Source organism: Cellulomonas cellasea, from assembly GCF_030372105.1.
Lineage (GTDB): Bacteria > Actinomycetota > Actinomycetes > Actinomycetales > Cellulomonadaceae > Cellulomonas_A > Cellulomonas_A cellasea_A.
Map to the genome: position 1 here is coordinate 45,241 of NZ_JAUDBQ010000017.1, position 12,621 is coordinate 57,861.

The following is a 12,621-nucleotide window of genomic DNA, read 5'->3' on the forward strand; positions in this document are numbered from 1 at the left end:
AACCATGGACGTCTCAACCCAGGCCTTCGTCCTGGTCGCCGGCGACCCGGCTGTCAGCGGGCTGGTCGACGTGGCCCGGGCGCTCGGCACGGAGGTCGTGGCAGTCGTCGCGGGAGGCCAGGGCGTGGCCGCTGCCGTCGCCCCGGCCGTCGACCGGGTGCTGTGGCTCGGCGACCCGGGCGAGAACCCGGTCGAGGCGTTCGCGCCCGACGTCGCGCGGCTCGTCGCCGATGCTGCTCCCCGGGCCGTCGTGGGCGCCACGACAGCCGCTGGCCGCGCCCTGCTCGGGGCCGTGGCCGCACGGCTCGGCGCCCCGGTGCTCGGCGGGATCGCCGCCGTGGAGCTCGACGGCGGGGCCGTCGTGGTCACGCACGGCGTCCTGGGCGGCATCGCCGAGCACCGGACCGCCGTGAGCGGCGGGCCGGCGGTCCTCGCGGTGCTGCCGGGTGCGAGCGTCCCCGCCGGCGCCGGATGCGCGATCGAGGAGGTCCTGTCCCAGCCATTGCCGGGCGCCCGGACCACCGAGGTGCGCGCCAAGGAGCAGGTCGGTGTCGACCTGGGCGAGGCTTCGACGGTGGTCGGCATCGGGCGCGGGCTCAAGGCGCGCGAGGACCTGGCCCTCATCGAGGACCTGGCCCGCGCCGTCGGGGGAGAGGTCGCCTGCTCGCGGCCCCTCGCCGAAGGGGTCGACTGGGTGCCGAAGGAGCGCTACATCGGCATCTCGGGCCAGCACATCGCCCCCGCGCTCTACGTCGCCATCGGCATCTCCGGCCAGCTGCAGCACATGGTCGGCGTCCGGGACGCCACGACTGTGGTCGCGATCAACAGCGACGCGGCGGCGCCCGTGTTCGCCCAGTGCGACTACGGCATCGTCGGCGACTTGTACGACGTGGTGCCGGCGCTCGCCGCCGCGCTGCGGGCCGGGGCATGAGCGCCGAGGCCGTCGAGCCGGACTTCGACGTTGTCGTCGTCGGGGCCGGCCCGGCGGGCGCGGTGACCGCGTACCGGCTGGCCCGGGCCGGGCTGTCGGTGGCGATGATCGAGCGCGGGGAGGCGCCCGGGACCAAGAACCTCTCGGGCGGCGTCCTGTACGGGCGGGTGCTCGACGGCCTCTTCCCCGGCTTCGCCGACCAGGCGCCGGTGGAGCGCCGCATCACCCGGCACGTCACGACCTTCCTCACCGCCGACTCGGCCGTCGGCATCGACTACTCCGGCCGGGGTCTGGCCGACCCGGTCAACGCCGTGACAGTGCTGCGGGCGAAGTTCGACCCGTGGCTGGCCGCGCAGGCCGAGGAGGCCGGGGCCTACCTGATGGCCGGCGTGCGCGTGGACGGGCTCCTCACCGAGCCCGGCCCGGACGGCAGGACGCGGGTGGTCGGCGTGCAGGCGGGCGAGGACCAGCTCCGGGCGCGCGTGGTGGTCGCGGCCGACGGCGTGAACTCGTTCCTGGCGCGCAGCATCGGCCTGCGCCACCAGGAGCCCACGAACCACATGGCCGTGGGGGTCAAGGCCGTCATGGCCCTGCCGCGCACGGTGATCGAGGACCGGTTCGGGGTGAGCGGCGACCAGGGCGCGGCCCACGCGATCGTCGGCGACTGCACCGCGGGCATCGGCGGAGGCGGCTTCCTGTACACCAACACCGAGTCGCTCTCCGTGGGCGTCGTGCTGCGGCTCGACGACCTGCTGCGCTCGGGGCGCACGGCCGCCGACGTGTTCGAGCGCTACCTCGCGCACCCCGGGCTTGCGCCCTACCTGCGGGACGCGAAGGTCATCGAGTACGGCTCCCACCTGGTCGCCGAGGGTGGCTACGACATGTTCGGCGAGGTCGCCACCGACGGGCTGGTCGTGGTGGGCGAGGCCGCGGGCCTGACCATCAACAGCGGCCTGACGGTGCGCGGCATGGACCTGGCGATCGGATCGGGCATCGCGGCGGCGGACGCCATCGTCGAGGCCGTGGCGGCGGGCGACCTGTCCCGCGCGGGGCTCGCCGGGTACCGGCGGCGGCTCGAGGAGGGCTTCGTCTTGCAGGACATGAAGACCTACGCCCGCGCGCCGAGGTTCCTGGAGCGGACGGGCATGTACGGGGCGTACGGGGAGCTCGCCGCGAGCGTGTTCCACGACGTCTTCTCCCTCGACGGCGCCCCTCGGCGGCACCTGGTCTCGACGGCCCGGGCCGCGCTGAAGAAGTCCCCGGTGGGCATCCGCCAGCTGGTCAGTGATGGATGGGCGGGAGTGAGAGCGCTGTGAGCACCACGGTTCCCGAGCGGCTGGCCCGCAATCGGTTCGTCCTCGACGAGGAGGAGTCGCACATCGTCATCGACCAGGAGGCCTGCCGGGCGACAGGCGCCGGCAAGGCGCTGATCGCGGTGTGCCCCGCCGGGGTGTACCGCGAGCAGGACGGCGAGATCTTGGCCGACTACGCCGCGTGCCTGGAGTGCGGCACCTGCCTGGCGGTCGCCCCGCCCGGCGCCCTGACGTGGCGCTACCCGCGCGGCGGGTTCGGCGTCAGCTTCCGGGAGGGGTGAGATCGGGCTCGACGGGCGCCCCGGGTGACTCGGGCGCCCGGCGGGCGTAGCCCTCGGCCGCGAGCTGGCGGTCGACCATCTCCTCGATGTACCGGGGCACCGTCTGGCGTACCCGGTCCACCAGGTGCGGGGGCGTGACCAGCACGTGCATGAGCACCGAGCCCTCGACCGCGTCCAGGAGCTGGATCGCCGACGCCCCCGGGGGGAGCTCGCCGGACTGCACCGCCGCCTCCACGCGCCGACGCTGCGAGAGCACGAAGTCGGTGATGGCCTCCCGCCGGATGTCCGAGAACACCTCGGGGTAGGCCCGCGACTCGACGTACAGGCGGAGCATGGCCAGCCCGTACGGGCCGAGGTAGAGCTCGGCGCGCTCATTGGCGTGCGTGATGAGGTAGTCGCGCAGCGACGGGGGCGGGCTCGGCTCGGCGTCCTGGTCGTCGGGGGCGGCTGTCGGCGCGGTCAGCTCGTCGCCGCCCTGAATGCGACGCAGGGCTGAGGTGAGGAGCTTCTCCTTGTCGGGCCACCGCAGGTACACCGACGACTTGCCGACCCGCGAGCGGCTGGCCACCTCGTCGATCGTGAGGCCCGACCAGCCCTTCTCGCCGTACACGTCGAGGGTGGCGCGCAGCGCGCGGTCCTCGAGCTCTGGGTCGCGGGGGCGCCCTCGGCGTCGAGGGGGTGCGGCGGCGGCGTCGTCCTCGGGCTCGCGCGTCGTCACGCCCCCCACATTAGTCGGCGCGCGGAGCGGCCCCGTCCCACTCGGCGACCTGGCCGAGCGCCGCCTCGAGCGTCTCGACGGCGCCGGACGTGCTGGTGCGCGCCACGACGAGCGCTGTGACGCTCAGTGACGTGAGGACCCGCGCGCGCCGCAGCGCCTCGGCGCCGTCGAGCGCGGGGTAGCGCGTGGAGAGGCCGTGCCGGAACGCGTCGACGAGCTCCGCGCGGTAGGCGTCGACGACCGCCCGCTGCGCGTCGTCGCGCGCCGCGAGGCCCGCGGTGCTGTCGATCAGCAGGCAGCCGCGCCGCGCGGCGTCCTCGGTGCGCCGCGCGAGCGCGTCGGCGAGCCCGCGCAGGTAGACGAGCACGGCGTCAGGGTTGCCGGGCTCGGCGGTGAGGACCCGCAGGCGTGGCCGGACGACGGTGTCGAGGTAGTCGCGCACCGCCGCGTCGAACACCCCGCGCTTGTTCTCGAACGCGTGGTACAGGCTCGAGCGGGCAAGGCCTGTCGCCTGCTCGAGGTCGGGCACCGAGGCGCCGTCGTAGCCCTTGTCCCAGAAGACGTCGCGGGCGGCCTGGACCACCTGTGTGGTATCGAAGCCCGGATGCCGTCCCATGACCACCGCCGATCGTGTGCGTTGAGGCTTCCACCCTATAGTGGAACGACTGGTCCAGAAAATCTGGGCATCGGCGAGGGGCAGTGGCATGACAGTGGCAGGGCTCGTGCTGGCGGCAGTGGCCGCCCTCATCCACGTCTACATCTTCACGATGGAGTCGCTCACCTGGACGTCTGAGCGCACGCGCCGGACGTTCGGCGCCTCACCCCAGGAGGCGGCCGCCACGCGGGAGATGGCCTTCAACCAGGGCTTCTACAACCTGTTCCTCGCGGTGGCGGTGATCGTCGGCATCGTCGTGACCGCCGCCGGCGCCCCGACGGTCGGCCTGACGCTCGTCCTGACTGGCACGGGGTCCATGGCCCTGGCCGGCGTCGTCCTGCTGGCGTCCTCACCCGACAAGGCGCGTTCCGCGCTCATCCAGCTCATCCCACCCGCGCTCGCGGTCGTGGCGATCGTGGCCGCGCTCATCGCCTAGGCCCAGCCGGCACCCCCCCTGCACCACCTGAATCGGAGACCCCCCATGACCACTCGCACCACCCCCACGCGCAGCACCCAGGTCCAGCTCGTCGCCCGGCCGCAGGGCTGGCCCACCCACGACGACTTCCGCACCGTCATCGTCGACCTGCCGGAGCTTGGCCCAGGCGAGGTGCGCGTCCAGAACGAGTTCGTCTCCGTCGACCCGTACATGCGCGGACGCATGAATGACGTGAAGAGCTACACCCCGCCGTACCCCCTCGGCGAGACCATGGCCGGCGGCGCCGTCGGCCGCGTCGTCGCCTCGACGGCCGAGGGCATCGCGGTCGGCGACGTGGTGCTGCACCAGCTCGGCTGGCGCGACGTCGCCCAGGGGCCGGCCGCCGCGTTCCGCGTCGTGCCCGAGCTCCCCGGCGTGCCGCTGTCGGCGCACCTCGGCATCCTCGGCATGACGGGCTTCACCGCGTACGTGGGCCTGCTCGAGATCGCGCAGATGCAGCCCGGCGACACCGTGCTCATCTCGGGCGCCGCGGGCGCCGTCGGCACGGCCGCCGGGCAGATCGCCCGGCTCAAGGGCGCCGGCCGGGTCGTCGGATCGGCCGGCTCCGCCGAGAAGGTCGCCCTGGTCACCCAGCGTTTCGGCTACGACGCGGCGCTCTGCTACAAGGACGCCCCCGTCCGCGAGCAACTTCCCGCCCTGGTGCCCGACGGCGTGGACGTCTACTTCGACAACGTGGGCGGCGACCACCTCGAGGCCGCCCTCGACGTGATGAACCGCGGCGGGCGCATCGCCCTGTGCGGCGCGATCGCCGGGTACAACACCACCGACCGGGTCCCCGGCCCCGACAACATGGCGAAGGTCATCACGCAGGGCCTCACGCTGCGCGGGTTCACGCTCGGCGACCACATGCGGCATTACGCGGACTTCGCGCGCGACATGGGGGAGTGGTTCGCCGCCGGACAGATCGACCACGACGAGACGGTGGTGGACGGCATCGACCACGCCGTCGACGCGTTCCTCGACCTCATGCGCGGGGCGAGCACCGGCAAGATGGTCGTCCGCACTGGCCCCCGCGGCTAGCCTGGAGCGTTCATGGTGCCCCAGCGGGCCCTGCGGTCTGCGCGAACCACTGGCAGTGACGGAGGGCTCGATGATGGACGTCGTGAACGCGCTGCTGGACGCGCAGCCCGAGGCAGCGGTGGTGGGCCTCGTCGTCATCGCCGGCGCGATCCTGGCAGGCCTCCGCCGGTGGCTGCGCCCCGGCCCACGGCCCCGTCCCGGCGAGGTCTGGTTCGCAGACGTGCCGTTCGAGGACCGTCCCGGGAGCAAGGACCGGCCCGTGCTGGTCCTCGCCGTCGCGGGGCGCACGTGCACGGTGGCCGCGTTCACCTCGCAGGACCGCAGCGCGCGACGTGACCACGTGCGCCTCCCGAGCGGAGTGCCCGGGATGGGGAAGGCGAGCTGGATCCGGCTCCGGCCGATCCTGCTGCGACGCTCGGCCCTTCGTCGGCGGATCAGCGACCCGGGACCCGCGCTGGTGGTCTGGTACGACAGCGTCGCGCAGCCAGCCGCCACCCGTTCGCGCTGATCCGCGGCGTGAGTGCCGCTCAGCCGTCGATCACTGCCTGGAGCAGCGCGCCATACCGGCGCACCAGGCCGTCGCGGTCGGCGGTGAGAGCGGCGCCGTCGTCGACGACCCACAGCGAGTAGAGCAGCCCGGCGAGCAGCGCTCCCGCCGTCCGGGCGCGCGCGTCGACCTCCGTCCCGGTGAGCCGGGCACGCAAGGGCGCGACGAAATTCGCGTCGTGGAGCTCGGCCAGGCGGGCGGCGACCGCGGGCTCGCCGCTCGCCTGGATGAGGGCCAGGAACACCCGCCGGGTGTCGTCATCCGTCGCCAGGAGCGCCTCGACGAACCGCTCCCCGAGGGCGCCGAGCGGGACGTCGCGCAGGCGATCGTCGTCGAAGGACAACTGCATCGTCTCCAGGAACAGCAGCTCCTTGGAGCCGAAGTGGCGGATCACCAGCGCCGGGTCGCTCGACGCCGCCGCGGCGATGTCCCGCACCGACGAGCCGGTGAACCCGCGCTCGCGGAACAGGCGCGTCGCGGCGGCGCGGATCTCCTCGCGGGTCGCCGCGGCGGAACGTCTGGCGGCCATCACGCCTCCTGCGGGGTCATGGCCTCAGCCCATGGTGATGACGACCTTGTCGGCCGCCCCCGGGGTGGAGGCGAGTTTGATGCCCTCGAGCACGTCCTCGAAGGGCACCGGGTGGCTGATGATCTTCGCGTACTTGTCCTGGTTGGCGATGATGTCCTCGGTGACCTCGAAGATCTCGGTGGGGTAGCCCATCGCCATGACGATGGTGATCTCCGAGGTCAGCAGGGCCCCGAAGTCCACCTCCACGGGCTTCTTGTGCACGGCCGGGATGCTGAGCGTCGCGCCGTGCTTGGCGTTGGCGAGCACGGTGTCGATGACCGACGGGACGCCCGCGGCGTCGAGGTAGATGTCGGTGCCGGGCTTGGTGCCGTGGTACCCGCCGCCGGTCTCGCCGTGCAGCTCGAGCAGGCGCTCGCGGACGTCCTCCTCGGCGGAGTTGATGACGGCGTCCGCGCCGATGGCCAGGGCCCGCTCGAGCCGGGAGGCGACGACGTCCACGACGACGACATGCGAGGCGCCGAGGGACTTGAAGCCGATCGCGGCCCCCAGCCCGATGGGTCCGGCGCCGAAGACGACGACCTTGTCGCCGGCCTTCGGGTTGGCGCGGTTGACGGCGTGCCGGGCGACGGCCATCGGCTCGTTGAGCGCGGCGACCTCCCATGGCAGGTCCTTCGGGACGACGGCGAAGCTCTTGCCGGCGACGGCGTCGTGCAGCACGAGCAGCTCGGCGAGCGCGCCACTGGCGCCTCCGTTGCCGATGATCCCGGTGGGCTCGGCCATCGGGTTGACGACGACGTGGTCGCCGACGGACACGCCCTCGACCTCGGCGCCGACCTCCACGACCTCGCCGGCCGCCTCATGGCCGAGGATCGTGGCGCCCTGGCGCGGTGGGATCCCGCCGATGGAGATGTAGAACCCGTCGGATCCGCACACGCCGCACGCCCGGGGTCGGACGAGGATGTCGCGGGGGCCCGCTGTCGGCTCGGGGACGTCCGCGATCTCCACCTGACCGGGACCTGTCACCATGACTGCCTTCATCGCCTGTGCCTCCAGACCGTGTCAACGGCTCCGGCGGGCGGGCGCCCGCCGGGTCAGCGTCTGGCCGGTGGCGGGGCGGGCGTGACGGGCTCCCTTGCCCGCCGCGTACCAAGTCAACGCTGTTGACTTCGACCATGGCCCACCTCGCGGGGCAAGTCAACCGCGGTGCCGGGGGCGGCCAGGGGTGGGCTCAGGGGATCGCCGTGACGAGGACGATCGCGACCGCCAGCAGCGCGTCCAGCACCATGCAGAACTCGGCGAGCGAGCGGGAGACGACACGCTCGGTGCGGTAGTGATGCCAGTCCCAGGCTGAGTGGGCGAGCAGTCCGGCGGCGACCAGGTACCCGGCGGGGTCGTTCGGCAGGGACGGTGCGACGGCGGCGACGGCCCCGAGCACCAGCAGGGCGAGGCCCTGCAGCGGCAGTCCGTGCGCCGGGCGCTGGGCGTCGCGGAAGGCCAGGCCGTAGGCGGCGAGCAGGGCCCCGACGCCGATCAGGACCCACGTCGGGTCGACGCCGTCGAAGAGGAGCCTGACCAGGAAGACCACCACGAACATGACGAAGAACAGGGGCCATGCGGCGGCCCGGCTCCGCAGCGCCGCGGAGCCGAGGTAGATCACCGCCAAGGCCGCCAGCATGGGGGCCAGGTCGACCCCGTGCATCAGGTCGGCGGCGACGAGGGCGGCGAAGCCGACCCCGACCAGCGCTCCCCAGTGGCGGCGCGCCACCTCGAGCGGCGTCGCGGTCCTCGGTGGGGGTGTGGCAGTCATCTCCGGCATGTCCAGCTCCCTCGGGGCGGTCCTCACCTGAACCCATACATGGGTGTCTGACTTATGGAAGTTAGCATCCTGAACACTGCTGTTCAAGATGAGCGGGTCAATCAAGTCGTACTACGGTGTCTGTGAACGACGAGGAGGGTCGATGACCAGCGACGCGGGGATCGAGCGGGCACAGCGGGCCGACGCCCGGCGCAACGTCGAGCGGATCCTCGACGCCGCCGAGGCGTGCCTGGCGCGCGACCCCGACGCGAGCATGGCGGACATCGCGGCGGCGGCCGGGCTCGGGCGCGTCACCGTGTACGGGCACTTCGCCTCACGTCCCGCGCTGGTGGAGGCCGTGGTCCGGCGCGTGCTCGCCAAGGCCGACGCGGCGCTCGAGGCCGTCAACCTCAGCGGCGACGCCGCGCCCGCGTTCACCCGGCTCGTCCAGGCGACGTGGCAGGTGACCATGCGATCCGGCCGGCTGCTCGTCGCCGCCGAGCGGGCGCTGCCCGCGGAGACGGTCCTCCAGGCCCACACGGGCCGCCTGGAGGAGCGGGTCCGCGACTTCATCGCCACCGCGCAGGATCAGGGCGCCTTCCGCCGTGACCTCTCCGCCGCATGGCTCATGACCGTCTTCCACGCCGTGCTGCACGCCGCCGCCAACGAGATCGACAACGGGCGGCTCGACGCCGCCGAGGCCCCGGACGTGATCGCGCGCACGATGCTGTCGGTGCTGCAGGCGTAGCAGCCCGACGCGCCCAGCCGGCGCCCAGGAATGCCCGCGGCCCCCGGCGGGTTGGCCCTGCTGACATCCCGATGCGAGGAAAGGCCCGACCCTGAGCGCCACATCACCCACCCGGGCGAGCATCGGCTTCCGCTCCGAGCGCGGACCCGTCCTCATCGCGGTCATGGTCACCACCGGGCTCGTCGCGATCGACTCGACGATCCTGGCGACGGCCATCCCGACCATCGTCGCCGACCTGGGCGGCTTCTCGAGCTTCCCGTGGCTGTTCTCCATCTACCTGCTCACCCAGGCTGTGAGCGTCCCGATCTACTCCAAGCTCGCGGACACCGTGGGCCGCAAGCCCATCATCCTGATCGGCGTCGGGCTGTTCCTGCTCGGCTCGGTGCTGTGCGGGCTGGCCTGGTCGATGCCCGCGCTCATCGCGTTCCGAGCCGTCCAAGGCCTCGGCGCGGGCGCCGTGCAGCCCATGGCCATCACCATCGTCGGTGACATCTACACCCTGGCCGAGCGGGCCAAGGTGCAGGGCTACCTCGCGAGCGTGTGGGCGGTGTCGGCGGTGGTGGGGCCGACGCTCGGCGGCCTGTTCGCCGAGTACCTGACCTGGAACTGGATCTTCTTCGTCAACATCCCGCTGAGCATCGCCGCCGGCTGGCTGCTGGTGCGGCACTTCCACGAGACGGTGCCCAGTCACTCGCACCGCATCGACTGGGCGGGCGGCGCGCTGCTCACCGTCTCCACGAGCCTGATCATCCTGGCGCTGCTCGAGGGTGGGAACGCGTGGGCGTGGGCGTCGCCGCAGAGCCTCGGCGCGCTCGGGCTCGGAGTGGCCCTGCTCGCGGTGTTCGTGGCGGTGGAGCGGCGGGCCGCCGAGCCGGTGCTGGCGCCCTGGGTGCTGTCCCGCCGGCTGCTGGGCGTCACAGCGCTCATCGCCGTGGGGGTCGGCGTCATCCTCATGGGTGTGACGACGTATGTGCCGACGTTCCTGGAGGCGCTGCTCGGCACGTCGCCGCTGGTCTCCGGGCTCACACTCGCCATGCTGACGATCGGCTGGCCCATCTCGGCCTCGCAGGCCGGGCGGCTCTACCTGCGGTGGGGGTTCCGCACCACGGTGCTGATCGGCGTGGTGATCGTCGTGCTCTCCACGGCGGCGCTGGCGTGGACCTCGACGACTCCGTCCGTCCTGGCCGTCGGGTTGTCGTGCTTCTTCATCGGCCTGGGCCTGGGCCTGGTCGCGGCGCCGAGCCTCATCGCGGCGCAGGCCAGCGTCGGGTGGGGGGAGCGCGGCGTGGTGACCGGCGCCAACATGTTCGCCCGGTCGATGGGCAGCGCCGTGGGCGTGGCCGCGCTCGGCGCGCTGGTCAACTCCCGCATGGGCGGGGCTGACGCGTCAGCCGACCCGCAGGCGTTCGGCGGCGCGTCGACGGCGGTGTTCGCCGCAGTCGCGATCGCGGCCCTGGCGATGGCGTTCGTCTCGCTGGCGATGCCGCGCACCGGGCGCCCGGCGCCGCACACCGCGTCGGATGTGGAGGCCGCCGCGTCGTGAGCGGCCCGCGCCCCGTCAGGCGTCGACGGGTGTGGCGCGGATGACGGGGACCGGGAACCGGGCCGCGCGGATCGGGTCGAGCGTCGCGTCGGTGATGCCGGCGGTGAAGTCCTCGAAGCCGAAGACGCGGAACAGCGCCTCGCGTCCGAACTTGGTGCTGTCGGCGACGAAGAACGCCTCGGAGGCGATCGAGCGCATCTTGCGCTTGAGCTCGATCGAGTAGCTCGAGCTCGCGTAGATGCCGTCGTCCATGACGGTGCCGACGCCGAAGACGGCGACGTTGACCCGCATGTTCTCGAGCTGCTGGATCGACGTGGGCCCCCACATGGACGTGCTGGTGGGGAGCAGCTCGCCGCCGATGAACACGAGGTTGATCTGCGGCTTCGTCGAGATCTCGAGGCCCACGTGCAGGTCGTGGGTGACGACCGTCAGGCGTGAGTGGTCGAGGTGGCGGGCGACTTCGAGGCAGGTGGTGCCGCCGTCGATGAGGATCGTCTGGCCCTCGTGGATGCGCTCGGCCATCGCGGCGCCGATGGCGCGCTTCTCGGGCAGGCGGGGGTCGTTCGTGTCCGGGCCCACGGCCGACTCGGCGTGCCTGTCGGCGACCACGGCGGCGGCGCCGCCATGCGTGCGGACCACCTGGCCCTCGGCGGCGAGTTTGTCCAGGTCACGGCGGATCGTGGAGGCGTCGACGGCGAAGTGGCGCGCGAGAGCGGCCACGCTGCTGAATCCACGCTGCTCTATGAGCTTGACGATCTGCTGGTGTCGCGACATCCGGGACCCTTCCGCTGATTCTGGGCAAGGCTAGCAGGGGTTCATGCGCGAAAACGTGCATCGATGTGCCTTATCGCAGGCAGATTGTTGCACGGTTCGCTAGACATTCGCGCGTTCGCGCCCTAGTGTGTGCGCAGCCAGAGACACTGACGCACGGACGTGGGAGTCCGATGCACATAACCAGGCGTCTTGGCGCACGATCACGAGGGAGTGACGTATGAAGAACACGCGTGCAGCGGCGGTCGTGGCCTCGGGCCTGGCAGCGCTGCTCTTGGCTGGCTGTGGCTCGGTCAATGACGGCGGCTCGGCCGCCGGAGGCGAGAGCACCGCAGGTGGCTCGTCCTCGTCCGACCGCACGATGGTGACGGTCGTCAAGGTCAAGGGCATCGCCTGGTTCGACCGCATGGACGTCGGCGTCGTCGCCTACGGCGAGCGCACCGGCATCGACACCCGCACCGAGGGCGGCGACGACGTCTCGCCCGAGAAGCAGATCCAAATCATCCAGGACCTCATCGCGCAGAAGCCGACCGCGATCACCGTCGTCCCGAACTCGCCGAAGGCCCTCTCCGCCGTGCTGGCGCAGGCCAAGGCGCAGGGCATCATCGTCGTCGCTCACGAGGCCACCGGCATCGAGAACGTCGACATCGACATCGAGGCCTTCGACAACGCCGACTACGGCGTCTCCATCATGGAGAACCTCGGCGAGTGCATGGGCGGCGAGGGCGACTACGTGCAGTTCGTCGGCGGCCTCACGGCCAAGACGCACATGGAGTGGGTCGAGGCGGCCCACGAGTTCCAGACGGCGGAGTTCCCGAACATGAAGCGGGTCGAGGACCCGATCGAGAGCACCGACAACGAGACCGCGGCCTACGAGAAGGCCAAGGAGATCCTCGCGAAGCACCCCAACATCAAGGGCTTCCAGGGCTCGGCCGGCAACGACGTCCCGGGCATCGCGCGGGCCATCGAGGAGGCAGGCCTCGAGGACCAGGTGTGCGTCATGGGCACCTCGATCCCGTCGGCCGCCGCGAAGTACCTCGCGACCGGCTCGATCGACAAGATCTTCTTCTGGGACCCGGCCCTCGCGGGTGAGGCCCAGCTCGAGATCGCCCGCATCCTCGCGGACGGCGGCAAGATCGAGGCGGGCACCGACCTCGGCATCGAGGGCTACAACAGCCTCGTCAAGGTCGACGGTTACGACAACGTCTACGCGGGCAACGCCGCCATCGCAGCGGACGCCAAGGCCGCCAGCTCGTACGACTTCTGACCGGTCC

15 protein-coding genes are annotated in these 12,621 nt (G+C 72.2%); 9 read left to right on the forward strand and 6 right to left on the reverse strand.

The genetic code is table 11. From position 1 onward, the window contains the following. The first annotated feature begins 4 nt into the window (after positions 1–4). From QUV83_RS15105 to QUV83_RS15115, 3 genes are read left to right on the forward strand one after another with little or no spacing between them, the layout of a single operon-like run. On the forward strand, positions 5–931 hold the full coding sequence (locus QUV83_RS15105) for an electron transfer flavoprotein subunit alpha/FixB family protein (protein WP_289565748.1): 927 nt from the start codon (positions 5–7) through the stop codon (positions 929–931). After that, positions 928–2,247 (forward strand): FAD-dependent oxidoreductase, encoded by a 1,320-nt coding sequence (locus QUV83_RS15110; RefSeq protein WP_289565749.1) that lies wholly within the window; start codon positions 928–930, stop codon positions 2,245–2,247. Before QUV83_RS15105 ends, QUV83_RS15110 begins: the two co-directional genes overlap by 4 nt. Further along, complete coding sequence (locus tag QUV83_RS15115) at positions 2,244–2,525, forward strand: ferredoxin family protein (protein ID WP_289565750.1); 282 nt, start codon at positions 2,244–2,246, stop codon at positions 2,523–2,525. Before QUV83_RS15110 ends, QUV83_RS15115 begins: the two co-directional genes overlap by 4 nt. Here QUV83_RS15115 and QUV83_RS15120 read toward each other — a convergent pair. Together QUV83_RS15120 and QUV83_RS15125 are read right to left on the reverse strand one after the other, a co-directional pair. Continuing rightward, entirely contained in the window at positions 2,506–3,243 is a 738-nt protein-coding gene (locus QUV83_RS15120) for a TetR/AcrR family transcriptional regulator (protein WP_289565751.1), read from the reverse strand. The two genes, QUV83_RS15115 and QUV83_RS15120, sit on opposite strands and share 20 nt — an antisense overlap. A 10-nt stretch (positions 3,244–3,253) precedes the next feature. After that, on the reverse strand, positions 3,254–3,859 hold the full coding sequence (locus tag QUV83_RS15125; protein WP_289565752.1) for a TetR/AcrR family transcriptional regulator: 606 nt from the start codon (positions 3,857–3,859) through the stop codon (positions 3,254–3,256). A gap of 88 nt (positions 3,860–3,947) precedes the next feature. Between QUV83_RS15125 and QUV83_RS15130 the strand changes: the two genes are divergently transcribed. The 3 genes from QUV83_RS15130 to QUV83_RS15140 all read left to right on the forward strand — a co-directional run bounded on the left by QUV83_RS15130 (position 3,948) and on the right by QUV83_RS15140 (position 5,922). Further along, complete coding sequence (locus QUV83_RS15130; RefSeq protein WP_289565753.1) at positions 3,948–4,334, forward strand: DUF1304 domain-containing protein; 387 nt, start codon at positions 3,948–3,950, stop codon at positions 4,332–4,334. Positions 4,335–4,379: 45 nt separating this feature from the next. Further along, a complete protein-coding gene (locus QUV83_RS15135; protein ID WP_289565754.1) occupies positions 4,380–5,414 on the forward strand; it encodes an NADP-dependent oxidoreductase in 1,035 nt (344 codons plus the stop codon). 70 nt (positions 5,415–5,484) lie between these two features. Continuing rightward, positions 5,485–5,922: a type II toxin-antitoxin system PemK/MazF family toxin gene (locus QUV83_RS15140; RefSeq protein WP_289565755.1), complete on the forward strand. Its 438-nt coding sequence runs from the start codon at positions 5,485–5,487 to the stop codon at positions 5,920–5,922. A gap of 19 nt (positions 5,923–5,941) precedes the next feature. Here the strand turns inward: QUV83_RS15140 and QUV83_RS15145 are convergent, their stop codons facing one another. From QUV83_RS15145 to QUV83_RS15155, 3 genes are all read right to left on the reverse strand, one after another. Next, complete coding sequence (locus tag QUV83_RS15145; protein ID WP_289565756.1) at positions 5,942–6,490, reverse strand: TetR family transcriptional regulator; 549 nt, start codon at positions 6,488–6,490, stop codon at positions 5,942–5,944. Positions 6,491–6,514: 24 nt separating this feature from the next. Further along, the gene (locus tag QUV83_RS15150; RefSeq protein WP_289565757.1) at positions 6,515–7,516 is read right to left on the reverse strand and encodes a zinc-dependent alcohol dehydrogenase; all 1,002 of its coding nucleotides are present in this window, start codon (positions 7,514–7,516) and stop codon (positions 6,515–6,517) included. A gap of 202 nt (positions 7,517–7,718) precedes the next feature. After that, positions 7,719–8,306 (reverse strand): hypothetical protein, encoded by a 588-nt coding sequence (locus QUV83_RS15155; protein ID WP_289565758.1) that lies wholly within the window; start codon positions 8,304–8,306, stop codon positions 7,719–7,721. A gap of 142 nt (positions 8,307–8,448) precedes the next feature. Between QUV83_RS15155 and QUV83_RS15160 the strand changes: the two genes are divergently transcribed. Together QUV83_RS15160 and QUV83_RS15165 are read left to right on the forward strand one after the other, a co-directional pair. Continuing rightward, the gene (locus tag QUV83_RS15160; protein WP_289565759.1) at positions 8,449–9,033 is read left to right on the forward strand and encodes a TetR/AcrR family transcriptional regulator; all 585 of its coding nucleotides are present in this window, start codon (positions 8,449–8,451) and stop codon (positions 9,031–9,033) included. 163 nt (positions 9,034–9,196) lie between these two features. Beyond that, on the forward strand, positions 9,197–10,576 hold the full coding sequence (locus tag QUV83_RS15165; RefSeq protein WP_289565760.1) for an MFS transporter: 1,380 nt from the start codon (positions 9,197–9,199) through the stop codon (positions 10,574–10,576). A 15-nt stretch (positions 10,577–10,591) separates the two neighbouring features. Here QUV83_RS15165 and QUV83_RS15170 read toward each other — a convergent pair whose 3' ends face one another. Continuing rightward, positions 10,592–11,350, reverse strand: a complete 759-nt coding sequence (locus QUV83_RS15170) for a DeoR/GlpR family DNA-binding transcription regulator (protein WP_289565761.1) — start codon at positions 11,348–11,350, stop codon at positions 10,592–10,594. Positions 11,351–11,567: 217 nt separating this feature from the next. On the opposite strand from QUV83_RS15170, the gene QUV83_RS15175 reads away from it, so the two are divergent. Continuing rightward, positions 11,568–12,614, forward strand: coding sequence for a substrate-binding domain-containing protein (locus QUV83_RS15175; RefSeq protein ID WP_289565762.1), 1,047 nt, complete (start codon positions 11,568–11,570; stop codon positions 12,612–12,614). Positions 12,615–12,621 lie beyond the last annotated feature (7 nt).